The 17361-nt window shown below is 39.1% G+C and carries 14 protein-coding genes; 7 read left to right on the plus strand and 7 right to left on the minus strand.

Annotated features, from left to right (window positions below):
* The first annotated feature begins 25 nt into the window (after window positions 1–25).
* On the plus strand, window positions 26–1423 hold the full coding sequence (locus AB7E63_RS03575) for an efflux transporter outer membrane subunit (RefSeq protein ID WP_036746052.1): 1398 nt from the start codon (window positions 26–28) through the stop codon (window positions 1421–1423).
* Window positions 1424–1427: 4 nt separating this feature from the next.
* On the opposite strand, the gene AB7E63_RS03580 is transcribed toward AB7E63_RS03575, so the two are convergent.
* The 5 genes from AB7E63_RS03580 to AB7E63_RS03600 all read right to left on the minus strand — a co-directional run bounded on the left by AB7E63_RS03580 (window position 1428) and on the right by AB7E63_RS03600 (window position 7861).
* On the minus strand, window positions 1428–2591 hold the full coding sequence (locus AB7E63_RS03580) for an MFS transporter (RefSeq protein ID WP_006340747.1): 1164 nt from the start codon (window positions 2589–2591) through the stop codon (window positions 1428–1430).
* Entirely contained in the window at window positions 2584–3834 is a 1251-nt protein-coding gene (locus AB7E63_RS03585; RefSeq protein ID WP_036746054.1) for a TerC/Alx family metal homeostasis membrane protein, read from the minus strand. The genes AB7E63_RS03580 and AB7E63_RS03585 overlap by 8 nt, the downstream gene beginning before the upstream one ends.
* Before the next feature lie 63 nt (window positions 3835–3897).
* Entirely contained in the window at window positions 3898–5187 is a 1290-nt protein-coding gene (locus AB7E63_RS03590; RefSeq protein ID WP_006340749.1) for a hypothetical protein, read from the minus strand.
* The gene (locus AB7E63_RS03595) at window positions 5165–6385 is read right to left on the minus strand and encodes a glycosyltransferase (protein ID WP_006340750.1); all 1221 of its coding nucleotides are present in this window, start codon (window positions 6383–6385) and stop codon (window positions 5165–5167) included. The genes AB7E63_RS03590 and AB7E63_RS03595 overlap by 23 nt, the downstream gene beginning before the upstream one ends.
* Before the next feature lie 3 nt (window positions 6386–6388).
* Window positions 6389–7861 carry a lipopolysaccharide biosynthesis protein gene (locus tag AB7E63_RS03600; protein ID WP_036746056.1) on the minus strand — a complete coding sequence of 491 codons (1473 nt, stop codon included), beginning with the start codon at window positions 7859–7861 and terminating at the stop codon, window positions 6389–6391.
* A 160-nt stretch (window positions 7862–8021) separates the two neighbouring features.
* On the opposite strand from AB7E63_RS03600, the gene AB7E63_RS03605 reads away from it, so the two are divergent.
* Complete coding sequence (locus AB7E63_RS03605) at window positions 8022–8711, plus strand: response regulator transcription factor (protein ID WP_006340752.1); 690 nt, start codon at window positions 8022–8024, stop codon at window positions 8709–8711.
* Here the strand turns inward: AB7E63_RS03605 and AB7E63_RS03610 are convergent.
* Window positions 8708–9310, minus strand: coding sequence for an HAD family hydrolase (locus AB7E63_RS03610; protein ID WP_006340753.1), 603 nt, complete (start codon window positions 9308–9310; stop codon window positions 8708–8710). The genes AB7E63_RS03605 and AB7E63_RS03610 overlap by 4 nt on opposite strands.
* Window positions 9311–9429: 119 nt before the next feature.
* Between AB7E63_RS03610 and AB7E63_RS03615 the strand changes: the two genes are divergently transcribed.
* Both AB7E63_RS03615 and AB7E63_RS03620 read left to right on the plus strand, forming a co-directional pair.
* On the plus strand, window positions 9430–10323 hold the full coding sequence (locus AB7E63_RS03615) for an ADP-ribosyltransferase domain-containing protein (protein ID WP_006340754.1): 894 nt from the start codon (window positions 9430–9432) through the stop codon (window positions 10321–10323).
* Between the two features lie 99 nt (window positions 10324–10422).
* The gene (locus AB7E63_RS03620) at window positions 10423–10911 is read left to right on the plus strand and encodes a TspO/MBR family protein (protein ID WP_006340755.1); all 489 of its coding nucleotides are present in this window, start codon (window positions 10423–10425) and stop codon (window positions 10909–10911) included.
* 7 nt (window positions 10912–10918) lie between these two features.
* Here the strand turns inward: AB7E63_RS03620 and AB7E63_RS03625 are convergent, their stop codons facing one another.
* Window positions 10919–12946, minus strand: coding sequence for a methyl-accepting chemotaxis protein (locus AB7E63_RS03625; RefSeq protein ID WP_284452488.1), 2028 nt, complete (start codon window positions 12944–12946; stop codon window positions 10919–10921).
* A 200-nt stretch (window positions 12947–13146) separates the two neighbouring features.
* On the opposite strand from AB7E63_RS03625, the gene AB7E63_RS03630 reads away from it, so the two are divergent.
* The 3 genes from AB7E63_RS03630 to AB7E63_RS03640 all read left to right on the plus strand — a co-directional run bounded on the left by AB7E63_RS03630 (window position 13147) and on the right by AB7E63_RS03640 (window position 17349).
* Window positions 13147–14595: an ankyrin repeat domain-containing protein gene (locus AB7E63_RS03630; RefSeq protein ID WP_006341671.1), complete on the plus strand. Its 1449-nt coding sequence runs from the start codon at window positions 13147–13149 to the stop codon at window positions 14593–14595.
* Window positions 14596–14906: 311 nt separating this feature from the next.
* The gene (locus AB7E63_RS03635; RefSeq protein ID WP_036746309.1) at window positions 14907–16127 is read left to right on the plus strand and encodes an amino acid permease; all 1221 of its coding nucleotides are present in this window, start codon (window positions 14907–14909) and stop codon (window positions 16125–16127) included.
* Window positions 16128–16131: 4 nt separating this feature from the next.
* Window positions 16132–17349 (plus strand): amino acid permease, encoded by a 1218-nt coding sequence (locus AB7E63_RS03640; RefSeq protein WP_006341673.1) that lies wholly within the window; start codon window positions 16132–16134, stop codon window positions 17347–17349.
* Window positions 17350–17361 lie beyond the last annotated feature (12 nt).

Here is a 17361-nt window from a genome sequence, read left to right on the forward strand (position 1 = left end):
CTTTCTTTTAAAAAAGGAAAATATTGTGAAATTTTCTATACATTTTCTCCTCTTCGCGCTCTTTTTAACTTCAGGTTGTATGGTAGGCCCAGATTATCGACCTCCATGTATCGATGCGCCTGCGGCTTGGAAAGGTCCAAATGAAGGTCCAGATTTTTGTGAAGAGGTTGAAAACTGGTGGGAAATTTTTGATGACCAGCGGCTTAACAATTTAGAAGCATTGGCTGTTTCAAATAACAGAAATCTATTTGCAGCTTTCGAACGTGTACAAGAAGCTCGTTATCGAGCTGGTGTAGTCGCGGCTGATTTGTATCCTCAATTTACATTAGATCCCCTCTATAGCAACCAAGAGGTCCTTTTAAAAACTTTAGGAGCCCCCTCAACATTTTTGAGGGTGCACGAATTGCTCTACAACCTACCCCTTAATTTAAGCTATCAAATGGATCTTTGGGGTAGGTTGACAGATCAATATTATGCAGCAAAATATACGTGGGAAGCCCAGATTGAAGACTATCGTCTTGTGCTCCTTAATTTAACCACCGATCTTGCCACAGCTTATTACCAATTGAGAGCGGCCGATTCTCAAATTGATTTATTAATCGCCACGTTAAAAACACGCAATAAAGCCTTTGATATTAATAAATCACGCTACGAAGCTAAAATTGTCAATTACTCCGATGTCTCGCGTGCAGGTCTAGAGGTTCAAAATGCCCTGACACAATATGAAGAAATGGTCCGACAGCGCAATGTGCTTGAAAATCGAATAGCGGTCTTGCTTGGAGTTCAGCCTTCTGAATTTTTTTTAGAACACATGCCCCTAACAACGCTTCCACCACGTATTCCAGCAGGGATTCCTTCGGAAGTTCTTTTACAACGCCCCGACATTGCAGAAATCGAAAGAAATATGGCATCTGCCCATGCTCTGGTAAAAGCGGCTTATGCCTCCTTTTTCCCCTCGTTAGAACTGACAGGATTAGTCGGGTATAGCAGCCCTGCATTGAAATACTTCCTCAAACACAAAAGCTTTTGGTGGATGTATGGAGCGAGCATGGATCAAACAGTATTTGATGGCTTTCGCAAAACCGATAATCTGTGTCTCCAGTGGTCCACTTTTAAAGAAATAGGATATCAATACCAACAACAAGTCTTTGTCGCATTTCAAGAAGTTGAAAATGCCTTATCCAACATTCAACAATATGCGGAAGAATATGAGAGTTCCAAGAAAGCTGTAGAATGGGCCAAAACAACCACCAAAATTGCTCGAGATCGTTATTTTCAAGGGGTCACTTTTTATTTGGATGTAATGGATAGTGAGCGAGATGAGCTAAGCGCAGAAATCATTCAGAACAATTTGCAGGGCTTACGTTTTGTATCCACCATTCAGTTGATTAATGCACTTGGAGGAAGTTGGAATTGCGACTAACTTCCTAAGAGGTTCTTTTCACAGCAAAAAATAAAGGGAGCGCAGCAAATTGTGCAATAAGCGAAAAAGCAACTAGCAAAATCAGGGATCGATCATAAAGAAGCCCCATTAACGCACTCCCTAAGAACCAAGCTATTCCAAAATAGATGTTCATGAGACCATAAGCCGTTGCCCTTTTGTTCATACGTACCATATTGGCAATAACAGCTCTCACGATGGATTCTTGGGCGCCAAGACCGATTCCCCAAAGAATCGCTCCCAATACGATGAAAGATAATCCCCCTAAAAATACACAAGGGGCAAAAAAAGCGGCGATAAAAGAAACCCCTATCAATACTGAAAATCCAATTTTATCATATAAATATCCACATATCAAAGCTGAAATACCATCTGCGGCCATCGCAATCGCAAAGAGCACGGGTATCCAAACTTCAGGTAAAAGTGCCGCTTTTTCAAAGTGAAAAGCAATTAAAGGAAAATCCACATAACCTGCCGCAATGCATGAAATGGCAGCAATATATAACCAATATTTTTTGGTAAAGCCTTCCGTATTTAGATTGGGAGTCTCTTCCTCCATTTCTTCAGGATTTGGATACAAGAACCAGGTAGCGACTAACACACTTAATGCACACAGGGCGGGAATCAAAAGGACGGCGAAGCTGGCTTGATAGGTTCCTTGTAAATAAAGTACACCACTCACAATGAGTGGACCTGTAATCGCACCAATTTGATCCATGGCTTCATGCAAGCCAAACCCCCACCCTCTCCCTGTTTGTTTAGTGGCATAAGATAGAAGTGCATCTTTAGCCGGATTACGAATTGCTTTTCCAAATCGTTCTAATATCATCAAAGATGCCGCCAACGGCCAATTTCCAGCCAAAGCGAGCAAGGGCACTGCTAAAAGATTGAGGAAGTATCCAATGAAAGTAATTGTCCAATACCGACCAGTTCTATCACTAATATATCCTGAAACAAGTCTAAATCCATATCCGATCAATTCTCCTGCACCTGCGACTGTTCCAACAACCGCCCCACTGGCCCCTAAAAGAGCCAGATATTGACCCGATATGCTGCGCGCGCCCTCGTAAGTCATATCAGCAAATAAGCTGATAAACCCAAAAAGAATTACAAAATGGATGGCCTTTTGTCTCGAAAAATTTTTAGTCATCTTGATCATTTTTCTTTTTTACTGCATCCGAAACTTTATCCACTAAATTTTTGCTATGCTCTTTAATTTTTTCGTACCAACGCTTGGCCCATACAAATTCTTTAGCAAGAATAGCCAACCCAATGGGAATCACAACAAAAGCAGGGCCCGGTAAAACGAGCATGGCAATTCCGACTAAAAGAACGGTACTTCCGACCACCAAAGTTATAATCTTGCGGACTTGCCTCATGGTCACTTGAGACAAAGCCTCCTGCTCATTGGCTATGGGTGAAACTAAAGGAGCGGTATCTCTTCCTTGTGCAAATATCGATGCCAGAATACCTGTTAATAAAACTCCCCCAATCATTGCCAGAGAGACTCCAATTGGAATTTGATAATGATTCGCAATCAACATTTTCACACCAACAAAAGCCATTAAAAAAGCCAAACTAGCCTTCAGATAAGCAAATCTTTGCATCATGCTAGCTAAAGCAAAATAAAGTGAGCGCAAGCCCAAAATAGCAAATATATTTGAGGTAAACACAATGAATGGTTCTTTTGTAACGGCAAATATGGCAGGTATCGAATCAATCGCAAAAAGGACATCTGAGCTTTCAATCACTAGTAAAACAACAAACAAAGGAGTCATCTGCAAGCGACCTTCATTTCTAATAAAAAAGCGATCCTCATGAAAACCCGAAGTCATAGGGAAATAACGATAAGCAAGCCTCACCAGAGGATTATTCTGAGGTTCTAAATTGTCATGTCGAATAACAAGCATCTTGATAGCTGTGAAAATAAGGAAAGCACCAAACACATAGTTAATCCAGTGAAAGGTGGAAACAAGCGCGATTCCTCCTAAAATCATGATCAGACGAAGAAATAAAACGCCTAAAATCCCCCAAAATAACACCCGATGTTGGTAAATTAAGGGAACTTTAAAGTAACTGAAAACCAAGGCAATAATCACAATATTATCTAAGCTAAGCGACTTTTCAATCACATAACCCGCTAAAAATTGCAATGCAGCTTCTTGACCATCCAAAATGGTCTGTGAAGCATTGAGCCCCATACCAAACCAATGATTTTCGTAAAGAAAATAGATAAATAAATTGAAGGCAAGTGCTTGCATGATCCAAAAAAATGACCAAGCAAGTGCTTCACGTGTGCTCACAGTCCGTGGAGTTCGATGAAAAAACCCCAAATCCAAAACAAGCAGGAGAAGAATTAAACCAATAAAAGCAAGCCACAACCACGATTCCATGCTCATTCCTCTGCATATACCAATAAAATCGGAACATACACGTTCTTGGAATTCAAGGAAAGTTCACACAGAAGAACTACGATTTCTAAATGTTTTTAAAGTCGTAATGATATTTTGGGGTAAACATTTTTTTATTCTTTTAAATAAGTAAAATTCCCATGGCATAGACTTCCACGTTAACCAATCTCTAAATTGGTTCATGCGATAAAAGATGGGGCTCTTTTTTGATACGCTTGAAGGCCGGATGGATAAACAATCTTGAATGGCCCCTTCGACAAACGATTTGTAAGTATATAGACCTGACTCTACAACATCATGAAAAGCACGATCCGCCAATTCTTCTCTGACATCCTCTCGTTGAACCAATTCAAGGACTTCGTTAAGGTTGCTAAAATCTTTTTTCAACTCAAGATAATGAATACCAGGCTTTAAAATTCCTCCATAGGATCCTTCTACAAGAATTTGACAACACTTCGCTACACAAGCTTCTAGATGTCTAGGTGATAGAGCTGCCAAGGCTAAATTTCCATCCATTCCCGGAAAACAAGCGGCCTCAATTTCCTCAAAGCTCTGATCAGGATTTTGTTGCACATACTGGTTCACTTTGTGTCGCAAGCTGCCATCGCGATCAAAAATACTGCTACCACCCTCTACACCGATAAAAGCCTTGCAGCGCAACATAAACTTATACCAATCATAACCCAAAAAGAAGTCTTCGGCCTTTGTAACTGTTGCGATATCCACATGCATTCCTTTTGCAAGCGCAGCTTCCTTCACGACAGGAGCAATATCGACCTTTAGTTTACCCTGCCTTCCAAGCCACGCAGGCACTCGTGTTGCCCGATAGCCAATATCAATATCACGATTAGGAATCTCTTTTTTCAAATCACACATGACATGACAAATGTCATCATCCAGGTAACCTGTCAAATTTTTATGAAAATGAACTTTCGTTTGATCCACATCATAATAAATGGTGGACCACTCCGATTCTTCAGCAACAGAAAAAACTCCCTCAATATTAAAATCGTGGATAAATCGATTGATCCGATCCATCGCAAAAAATTCATCTTGTGAGAATAAAACTTTTATCGCTTTTGATTCTTTTATGGGACCTAAACGGGAAACATAATCTTCATAAGATAAACCGTTCATCCGAAAATGAATGCTAAAGAAATGTAAAAAAATTATCAGATCGAATTCAACATGGGAATAATACGAGGGCACTCCATAAGCATAATTACAATAGTACACTTGGTGGGAGGAATATTTGCCAAAGCAATGCAAAAAATCAGAAAATGTTTGTCTAAGTTCCTGAGGGGCATAATAGTCATAAATGACGAGAATATTCATAATCACCTTTTGAGCAAGCTAATCGATAAAATTGAATGAGTTTCTGTGTGACAACTTGTCTACTAAACCGACTGACAGCGTTTTCACGTAATTTTTCAGGATCGTATCGATTAATCTGGGTTTGTATATTTTTCAGGGCTTGAGAAAGAGCAAGCGGATCGTTTGGCGGAATTAAAATGCCTACTTCATTATTGACGATGTCTTCAGGGCCTCCACAACGTGTCGCAATGACTGGCAAACCTGTTGCCAAAGCCTCGATTAAAACAACGCCAAAAGTTTCAAAATTGCTTGGTAAGACAAAAGCATGGGCCCGATGCATCGCTTTCAAAACTTCGGTCCTCGACAAGGGACCTAAGAAATGGACAGCGGGAGCAATCTGATAATCACGGGCCATTTGCTCCAACTGACCTCGCAACTCCCCTTCTCCTCCAATTTCCAAGCAAATATGGGGGTTTTTCTGATACGCCAATTGAAAGGCCTTCAGCAAAACAGGATAATTTTTGTTTGTCGTGAGATGAGCCAAACAAAAAAATCGAAAAGGAACAAACTGTTTTTGTTGTTTAGGTAAAACAAAAAAATCAGAGTCAAAAAAATTTGGCAACACATGCACGTCACGATGGGCATAATGTTCAACTACATCTTTTAAAGCACTTCCTACTGAAAAAACTTGCGATGCTTGTCGATAAGCTTCACTTAAATAAGGTCTGCTCCAACAATCATCTAAAAAGGTGCCAAAAGGTTTTTTTTTCAAAATTCCCGTAAAATGTTCTGTAATGAGATAAGGGATGTTCCATTTTTTAGATATTTCTTTCGCTGCAATCCCTCCCCATAATACAGAATGAGCATGTATCAGGGCTGGTTTTCCCTGTTTAGCTACATAACGTTTAAACAAAGCTTCTGCTTGCACAATCCAAGAACGCATTTGCTGCTTAGCCATTTTAGGAAAAAGGTTCCAACCATGTTTACGGTAAGTAGGGATCTGATTTTCGATTGAAAAAGAGGACTGAAAATGATTTTTGACACCCTGCGCCCATCTCCAATCCTTTAAAGGACGAACCTCAGGATAGATAATTCCAATGTCAATCCCCACCTGATGTAGAGCTTGGGCTTGCTCTTGAAAAAAAATCCCTTTCAAAGGGTTTTCTTCAATCGGATACCAGGAAGGAAGCCATAAGACATGAAGAGGCGCTGCTGTCATTTTTTATTGATTCGAGACCGTTAAATTGTGCTGCAATCCGACAAGTCCTCTGATTTTAGAAATTATCAGTGTTTTTTCATCCAGAGTTAAACATATTTTCCACAAAAATGCATAGTATAAAAATGTGACAAAAAACATGAGAGACAAATATTGTAAACCAAAGTCTATCGGGATAAAAGAGGCGATTGCTGTTACACAAAAACCACAGAGCATTTTTAGCAAACGTCCGACTTCATATTGCACTTTTAGCAATCGTCGAGTCGCCCAAATGCTCAACACAATCACAGCCACAAAACCAAAAAATGTGGCAAGAGCGCCCCCTTCTTTTCCTAGCGATGGAATTAAAGCAAAATTCATTCCTACGCACACCAATCCCGCTAGCGTTTCTACACTAACCTGCCAGATCGATTTTTTATGAAAGAGGAATGGTGCCGCAGAGATGACATAAGCTCCCCACAAAGACTGCGAAACTCCCAATAAACCAATAGTGGACCATGTTTGATGATAAGCTGGGTGAAGCATGTAATAGGTAAGAGCTTTAGCCATGGTAAAAAGAGGTGCAATCAATAGGCACATTCCCATTAAATAATAGCTCATGACCTTTCCAAATAAGACTTTAGCTTCTTCTTGCTGATAAAGATAGGAAGAAAAAAAAGGCTGCCAAGCTGTATTAAAACTATTTACAGCCAATTCCACCGGACGTGCAAAATACAACCCCACACAAAAAAGTCCCACTACTTTCAAATCTGTGTATAAATGAAGGATATATCTTGCAGAGGACTGCAAAAGAAAATAACCAAATAAGCCTAAAATAAAAGGGTAGCCAACGAGTATCAGTTCACGTAAGTATTTAACATGAACCCCGAGAGGAATTTGTCTCAATGCAACACTGAATGTAATAAAAAAAGCCCACGCTTGAGCTGATAGAGCTCCTTTAACCAGTCCTAATGCCCCATCTCCTTTAAAAACGACAAAAAATAGAGTCGCCCCAATCGAAACAAACACTTCGGAAAGATACAACGTAATGGACAAAACAGCCTTCTCGCGTATTCTAAAATAACTTAGCAAAGGATACAATGTGGCAGATAAACTGATTCCAAAAAATGAAAGAAAAACAGGCCAAGCATAATCGGAAACACCAAAAAGCCAGATGCTTAATTGATCAGAAAATAGATAAGCAAAACTATCCCAAAGGCACGCATTGAAAAGCAAAGTCAAAAAACCAGTCCATATCAATGCACCTTTATCTTCTTCCTTTTCCAATGTCCAGTAGGTACGTGTTAGCGATCCCCCAAAACCTAGTGTGAGTAAACCATTCATCATCATCCCAAGAACGGCCAAAGATCCAAAAACGCCATAATCTTCTGGGCTGAGATAAGACGTATACAGGGGGAGCAAGAAGAAGGTCACGGCTCGCGCTAAAAATTGTCCTAGCCCGTAAATAAATGTCCCTCGAAAAAGTCGTGAAAGATGCATGAGTGTAGACCAAAATTGAAAAAGCAAATAAATGACATTAGCATATTATAATAGGATTAGTCATCTTAATTTTATTATTGAGGCCATTTCGAGAAATCACTCAATCAGCTATAATGAAATCTTATCAGGGACAAAGATTTGGATTTAGGAGCAACCTATTATGCAAAAACCGACGCTTCTTCTTATTGAAGACGAGGAAGATATTGCCGCATTAATTAAATTGCAGGCTGAAATATCGGGATACAAAATTATAACAGAAGTAGATGGCTTGAATGGCTTTCGAGCGATCGAACGAGAAAAACCAGACTTGGTGATTTTAGATATTATGATCCCTGGCATGAGCGGATTAGACGTATGCCGCAAAATAAAAAGTTCCGCCGAACTAAAATCGATCCCTGTCATCATGATTTCTGCTAAAAGTGAAGAGCTAGATGTCGTGCTCGGTCTAGAATTAGGGGCAGATGACTATGTGACCAAACCTTTTTCCCCCAAAGTGCTTTTTTCAAGAATCCGAGCCGTTTTACGCAGAGGGAAAGAAACGGAAAAACCTCCGAGAGTGTTAACTTTTGGTCCTTATACGATGGAAGTTGATCGTTATACAATTCGAAATAAAGATAAATATATCTCCCTAACCCTTTCCGAATTTGGCATTCTTCGCCGATTATTGATGAATCGGGGGAAAGTACTCACACGCAATCAACTTCTCGATGATGTCCAAAATGACGACGCTTTTATAGTCGATCGCAATATCGATGTGCACATTGCCGCTTTGCGCAAAAAATTAGGTCCTAATTTTGACGGCATTGAAACGGTGCGGGGCGTTGGCTACCGATTTAAGGACGAAGACTAAAAAGTGCGATAGAAGGGATAGTCTGCGAGTTCGAGGAGCTCTCGATCTCCTCGGCTATCTCCATAAGCATAAAGTACATAGCCTTCTTTAGGACCAAGCAATTGCTCCAATCGTTTAGTTTTTTCCGGTCCCCAACAATTTTTCCCAGCAAGCTGCCCCGTAATACGCTTATTCTGCGTTAACTCAAGTTCAGAAGCCACAATATCTGAAAAGCCATGAGCCAGTGCCCACGGGCGCAAGTAAATCTCTAAATTTGCACTGACAAGTACACATCGATGCCCTTGCGCAAGGTGCCACTGAATTTTTTCCGCCCCCTTAGGTCGAATTTTGCTATCTAAGATCTGCTCTGCAAAAGCTCTGCCTAATTCAGCCACTTTCTCAATGGAATCTCCTTCAAAAAACCGCGTTAAAATGGCTTCCTTTATGGCTTGCCTTGTCACAAGCCCCAGCTCGAATTCTGCAAACTGGGGAAGAAGGATGAAAAGTTTTTTTAAGGTTTCCAAACGAGAATGGGTAAAAAACAAAAAAGGCAAAAGAGAATCTCTATAGGTCAGAGTTCCATCAAAATCAAATGCTGCAATTATTGGTTTTTCTGTCATGAGTCATCACTTATTATTGTTTTTAAAAAACTCTTTAACAAAACTCAATTAAAATAAATAGTAGTTGATTTAAGTTCAATTTTATGATATAACTGTTTCAACTTTAGAGGTATTTATATATGATGTCTATTTCTCTTCAAACACCTGCCTGCATTGATGCGTTTAAAAAAGTGGCTCGTTCAATCAAAATAAATCCGGAAAATCATCTTTATTTAGAGCTTTCTAATTCTGTACATGCCTCAGGAGATAAAAAAAACAGCTTGGGTTTTATCCAGATTAGAAAACTCTTTGAGGATCTTCACAAAAATAAACAACTTAACTTTAAAGAGGCTAAAAGTTTACAAAAATCTTTTGCAATCATCTCAAAAAGTTTTAGTACAACAAAAAAAGAAGGATTGATAAAAAAAATCCGCAGAAAATGGCTTTCTTTTCTAGCACAGCGCTCAATAAGAAAAGTTCCTTCTCCTTTACAATTTGCTCAAATATACTCCGATTTGAAAAAAATTAAACCAAAGTCTTTCGAAAAATTAACAAAAAGTGAATACATAGCCTTAAAGTTTTATTCCAATCTTCATTTTAAACAAATTAACTCCTTACTTAGGGAAGATTCAGTTCAAAACAAGGAAATGAAATTTGTCATAAAATCCATGAAAGATGCTCTTGTCAAACTCCCAAAGAAAAGTGAATGCCTTTATAGAGGGGTCGCATTCCCAAAACAAATTTCTCTAAATATTGGGGATGTGTATTCAGATAAGGCTTTCCTGAGCTTTTCAAAAAAGAAAAAAATGGCGCAAACATTTCTGAATCGAGACGAAGAACAAAAAGTTCTTTTCAAAATCAAAAAATCTCAACATGCTAAAAGCATCTCTGGCATCAGCATCCTCAAAAAAGAAAAAGAACATCTGTACTTACCAGAACAACAATTCCGCATTGTTAAAATTAAAACCGATAAGGAAGTAACCTTTAAATATCATAAGGTCTCTTATACGAAAGTGATCCTTCAAGAGATCTAATCTGATCATCATTCAAACACAGCAATAAAGCCCTTTTGACAAATCCACAAATGCGCTAAGATCCGGAATGAAAAATTTGGAAAAGGAGATAATGCAGAGATGAACAAAACCCACCCCTACTCCATAGGCGTGCTTGCGCTATTTATATTGCTGTGTCTTTTCGTTGAAGTCGCTGGAGGGTGGTTTACCCAAGTGAGTTTGAATACTTGGTATCCCACGTTGATGAAGCCTTCTTGGATTCCGCCTGCATGGATTTTTGGACCGGTTTGGACAGTCTTGTACCTTTTAATGGCGATTTCAGTTTGGCTAATATGGAATCGGGAACAGTTATCAGGATATCATTTTCAACCATACTTTCTTTTCACCTTACAGCTTGCCCTAAACCTGGCTTGGTCATGGATATTTTTTTATCTTAAAAGTCCTGGTTGGGCCCTTGTGGATATTCTGCTATTAATCATTGTCCTAGGATGGACAATTTGTTCCTTCTGGCGAATTTCACGACTGGCTGCTTCTTTATTGATTCCCTACTGGCTATGGGTCGCTTATGCCGCTTCAATCAATGCGGGTATTTGGTGGTTAAATCATTAAGCTTACTCTATCCGTAAGCTTTAATGTATTTAATGACGTCATGCATCTGTTTGTTGGTTTGAGCAAGTTGATCGATTGTTTGATGAAAGCGTCGAATCGAGTTTGTGACTTGTTGAGCGCTTTCACTCCATTGATTAATCGCCTCTGTAATTTGAGAGGCTCCTTGAACCTGATTTTGCATCCCAATATTCACATTTTCAAAACTAATCATCTGCTTTTGAACCTGCTCAATAATCTGAGTCAATTGCTCCCCTACAGTGCGTACGTATGAGACTCCTTGATAAATTTCATCCGAAAATTTATCCACCCCCATCACACTGGATGCCACTGCCGATACCATTTCATTAATCATTTTCTCAATATCTACAGTAGCAAAAGCAGTCTGCTCGGCTAGCCGACGAATTTCACGCGAAATCACAGCAAAACTTCTTCCATGCTCTCCGGCTTTCTCAGCTTCAATGGCAGCATTCAAGGAAAGCAAATTCGTTTGCTGGGCAACTTTTGAAATCGTTGTGATAATGTTTGTAATAGTTTGAGCTTTATCGCTAAGCACAGCGAGTTTAGATGTAATGTTGGTGGATGCCTCAATCATCTGCTGCATGGTATTTTCCATTTTTGCCAATCCTTCCATCCCTGAATTGGCTAAAGTAGAGGTCTCTTCACCTCTAGAACTAATCGTATTTAAAGTATTAGAGAATTCCTTAGCTGTAGCTGCAATCTCTTTGGCTGTCACTGCAATTTGTTTTGAGGTAATTTCCTGTTCTACAGCTGTTGACTCCAACTGCTTAGAAGCATCTGAAATAAAATCTGAGTAGTTCGTTAAAACATTTCCTGTTTTTTCAAACTGCTTAAAAGTTTCCTCAAATTTATCTCCAACTTGATTGCAAAGAATAGCAAACGCACCAATCTCATCTTGATACATGACAGGCATGCGCAAAGACAAATCTCCTGCTTTAAATTTTTGTAGAGTATGAATCATACCCTCCATTGGCTTCCAAACCTGCAAAATGCAGAGAAAAGTAATTAAAAAAGCAGCCAATGCTAGTGCTGTACTAATGCCTATTACCCAATTTTTAATATTCTCAATGTGTTCCAAATACTCTTTTAAACTTCTGCTAATTTCCTCAAAAGAAGTATCCCAAACAAGAGAACTTTCCCTTAAAGCCTTGATTCCTTTATCCGAAAACCAAGAAAATGTTTTTTTATTTTTGGAAAGTCCGACATGATGTTCATCTTCTGAAATTAGGTTATGAATACTTCCCACGTAACGATTAATTTTATTCTTTATCTCGACATTTTTGTTGATGTTGGCACTTTCGCTAAGGACATTTAAATTGCGCAAATGATCTTCTAATTGCGATTTAAGGAGTTCTAAACGTTTCTGATCTTTATTGGGTAATGTCTTTTTTTGCATTTTTTCCGAATTCAACATCACAAACTGAGCGATTAAGCTTTGTCCTTTAGGTAGCTCAATAAATGCTAAATTTGTCAAAAAATAGGGGACATCCTCTGATTGGATAAGTGTGGATTCAATTCCTATGTATAGCATGCGCAATTGTAATCTATCCATGATCGCTTTGAAGCGATCGATTGATTCTACTTGGTTATTGTCTTGAACATTCTCCAAAAACAGATTCCAATTTTGGGTTAATTCGTTTGATTCGGAATTTAAAAGATCAGAAGAAGAGGGAGCGAGAATGGGCAAAGGATTTTTAAACGTTCCTAATCCCAATTTTCGAAAATCAGAACTGATTTGAGCCTGCATTTGAATAATATCATTTTGATAGATATCCTGCTCGTATTGCATTGTAGAAAGCATGACAACATGACGTGAGATATTTTCAAGCAGACGCCTGATCAATTGCACACTTTGATTGCCTAACTGCTGATTTTCAAGCCGTTCAATTTTTTGGTTAAAAAATTGCCAATTGTAATAAAGGCTGATGGCTAAACTCAAAAAAATTAATGTCGCAATGACAATGAGTTTTTGCAAATAGGTGAATTTGCTCGAAAAACGTAAAAAAAAATGCCCCATTTTGTGCCCCAAAAAATGCAAATGCATTCAAAGATTAGAGTTTCAATCTATTCGAACCATACAAAACAGGGGCAATACTCTCAATTATTTTCTTGCATCTTTTCCCCTTCCAGTCTTTCTCCCATAAATTTTATTAAAATTTATCTTAAAATCAGCTAAACTGACCAATTCAATTCTCTTATTTGCATGTTGGAGATAATATGACTACAATTAAAAAAACCTTAAAAAATAAAAATCTGAATGAAATAAATGCATTCATTGATCAAGTTAAAATAAAAATTGGCTTTTTGGGTTCTCGCAGATTTACCTGTGATGGCTATCAAGGATCCTTTAGCTTAAATTATCTTCTTGAAATCACAGGAGAAAAATCCAAAGAAGCGCAAAGTGCCAATCAGATCTCCGAAATTTTAAACAAAATAAAAAAACTTGACCAATTAGCGACTTGTAAATTAGAGCAAACCAAGATCGTGAAATTTTTTCATTTCATCCCTCATCTTTTTGGAAAAATTCTTTCTAATAAGTCGAAGGCAGAGCAATTTCTTAAGCAAAAAGAAGCAGAACTCAAGAGGAATCCAAAGGTCATGCCTTTAGAACCCGAAAATGACCTTGAAAGCGAAATTCAAGCCTATTTGGAACCAAAATCAGATGCAACAGAAGTGGATGAGCTGAGACGAATTCAATTTCTTTTAGATAAAGGTGTCAATGTTAATCGAAAACTTAATCATTATTCTCCAGAAACAGAGTTGCACAGAGCGATCAAGCACAATCGAGAAGAAGTTGTCAAACTTCTTATTAAAAATGGAGCAGATATCAGCATTCCCGATGCCTTTGCTAATCCCCCTCTCCAGATCGCTTTTATCCATAAAAACTACGCAATTATGGAGCTTTTTTTAAAGGCGGGAGCGAATATTAACCTCGTCACGCGTTATTCTGAGACTTTGTTACAACAAGCTTTAGAAAAAAATGATACTGAGATGGTGGAATTTTTAGTTGAGCACCATGCAGATGTGAATTATCACACCCCCGAAACATCATCCCCTTTAATTATGGCCATCCGCTCTGGCAACTATCCGCATATCCAATTGCTCCTCGATAGAGGTGCAAATATCCATGAAAACCATTATGGCAAAACAGGCCTTCACGTTGCTATTACGATGCACGATATGGATATGGTAAAATTTTTAATAAACAATGGAGCTCATTGTGACACGAGCTTTATTTCTTCGGTCCTTGAGTCAAAGAAATGGGATATTGCCGAATTTCTACTTCAAGTAGCACGCTCTAAGCAGCAAATTAACGACAATCAGATCACAACTGAATTTTTGCGAGTGATGGAAACGGGAGAATTAAAAGCGGTGCAACTTCTTATTGAAAATGGAGCCAATCCGAATGGGATCGATAAGAAATTTCCTCCTCTTTTCATTGCTATACTTAAAAATTACCATCAAATCACAGAATATCTCCTTCAAAATGGAGCCTCTATTAATTTGGAGTGGAATGGCTTTCGTGCTATTGATAAAGCGATCGAACTGCAAAATGCCACTGCAGTGAAATTATTGCTCGACCATGGAGTTCAAGTAACAGATGAAATTCTTAAATGGGCTAAGGAATTCGGAAACACAGATATTCTAACTCTATTGCAAAAATAAATGATTTAGGGCAGAGCAGTTTGCAATGCCTTACCTCACCCATTTCGATATTGCGAAAAATCGTGTGCCTGGGCTAAAATTCATATAAATTTTGATTTCAAGACATAGCAAAATGCATACCGATTACTTTCACACATGCTGGGGTTTTCCCTTTTTTGGCCATTTCCGCTTCTGGCGGATTCACTAATTGAGACCTCCAGTTCTTTTAAATTGTCATTCTTGTCATTTTAAAGCCTCTCATCTATTGCACTCTACTCTATTTTCTTCATGTGATGATTGGCAGCCATTTTAACACATAAGGATTCATGAATATGTCGTCTTCGCATTCGTCCGGGAGTTCCTTAGGAGGAATTTTACTTGTAGCAGGTTGCTGTATTGGAGCTGGCATGTTAGGATTACCCATTCTTTCTGCTTTGGGTGGCTTCAAACCCTCCATCATTTTGTTCACGCTTAGTTGGTTATTTATGAGCTTCACCGCTCTATTACTCCTCGAGGTCAATTTATGGTTCCAAGATGAAATCAGCATTGTCAGCATGGCAGAGAGAACCCTAGGCCCGATCGGAAAAATCATCGCATGGGCCATTTTTCTATTTCTCTTCTACTCTTTAATGGTTGCCTACATTTCGGGAAGCGGACAGCTTATTTCCGATTTTCTTCAGCAAATCTTTTCCATTGCTTTTCCTGCTTGGCTGGGAAGTCTCATTCTGATTTCTATTTTCGCAGGACTCATTTGCATCGGCATGCATGTCGTAGATCAGTTTAATCGTGTTTTAATGGGCGGTTTGATTTGCACTTATATCCTTTTGGTCATTTTGGGAGGCATGCACGTTAACCCGGATTTATTGACACGTCAAAATTGGTTCATTGCCCCTTTTACATTTCCCATTATGATTATCTCTTTTGGCTTTCATAATCTTGTCCCAAGCCTCACAACATACGTTAATCGCAACACCAAAGAGATGCAAAAGATTATCCTGATCGGCAGCTTTATTCCTCTACTGGTGTACGTTGTATGGGAATGGGTCATTTTAGGCCTGATTCCGTTTGGGGAAAATGAAACTTTTCAGACGGTATTAGACTCCGGAGAAATGGCTACGACAGCCTTACAAAAAGCCATTGGACATTCATGGGTGGTCGACATTGCCCATTACTTTGCTTTCTTCGCTGTCGTTACCTCTTGCTTAGGTGTTGCTTTAAGCTTTGTTGACTTCCTGAGCGATGGATTAAATGTAAAAAAATCTTTGGCTGGGAAGATTTTTCTTTCTTTTCTGGTCTTTTTTCCTCCTTGGATTTTTGCATGCCTCTTTCCCCACATTTTTCTATTAGCTCTTAACTATGCGGGTGGTTTTGGCGCTGTTATTTTATTTGGAATTCTGCCCGCCGCCATGGTGTGGGCTGGCCGTTATGTCTACTCCATTTCTCAGCCGAACGATTTTAAAGTCGCTGGCGGAAAAAGTGCTTTAATATTTGTCATGATTGTCTCATTAGCCATTATGATTTTACAAGTTGTGCGTGAACTTAAAGGAATATAATCGAATGAATACGAAACTGATCGGAGGAATCCTTCTCGTCTCCGGAACAACGATCGGAGCTGCTATGCTCGCTTTACCTGTTGCAACGGGTCAAGCTGGATTCATTCCTTCGTTTATTCTTCTTGCGATCTGTTGGATCTACATGACCTATACAGCATTCCTCATTTTGGAAGCGAATTTATGGATGGAACCTGATACGAATCTCATTACCATGGCACGCAATACGCTTGGTCGCTGGGGAGCGGGATTAAGTTGGGTCACCTATCTATTTTTGCTCTACTCTTTAACGACAGCCTACATTGCTGTTTGCATTCCAATTTTTGTGGATATTGGCCATTCTTGTTTTGGCCTCAATATTTCACACTGGCTTGGAGCTCTACCGCTCATCCTTATTTTGGGATACTTCGTTTATCGTGGAACAGAATCGGTTGACTATCTGAATCGCATCCTAATGACTGGACTGATCATCGCCTACTTGGCGATGATTTTTCTACTTGCCCCACATATTCAACCTACCAAGCTTCTCCACGTGGAATGGTCCTATTTGCTCCTGGCAACTTCTATCATCGCGACCTCTTTTGGATTTCACATCATTATCCCCACTCTGACAACCTATTTTAAACGAGATATTCCTCAAATTAAAGTAGCTATCCTGATTGGAGGCATCATTCCTTTCGTGGTATATAGTCTTTGGGAAGTTCTTGCACTTGGCATTATTCCAATCGAAGGAGAGCATGGAATTCTAGAGGGCTACCTGCATGGCACAGATGGAACACGTTTATTGGCTGGTACTCTACAACAATCCTCTATTGCCGTCATTGCCCGTTTTTTTTCCTTCTTTGCCATCGTCACCTCTTTTTTAGGGGTATCTTTAAGCTTGTCAGACTTTTTGTCGGATGGATTAAGTATACGCAAAAATCAAGCAGGCAAATTGATGCTTTACATCCTAACCTTTTTGCCTCCTTTACTTTTTACTTTCATTTGTCCACGAGCATTTTTAACGGCTTTAGAGTATGCTGGTGCTTATGGTGTGATGGTTTTATTGGGATTGCTTCCGCCTTTAATCGTTTGGGCGGGAAGATATCAAAAAGGCTATCAATCCTCCTTCAAGGCTCCCGGAGGAAAATGTGCGTTAACTCTTACGATTGCTTTTGCCTTGATTTTCATTGGATTGGAAATCGCCAATAGCGCGGGATGGCTGAATCATTTTATCAATTATTAGAATTAGGAACGA

This window comes from Parachlamydia sp. (assembly GCF_050255895.1).
GTDB lineage: Bacteria > Chlamydiota > Chlamydiia > Chlamydiales > Parachlamydiaceae > Parachlamydia > Parachlamydia acanthamoebae.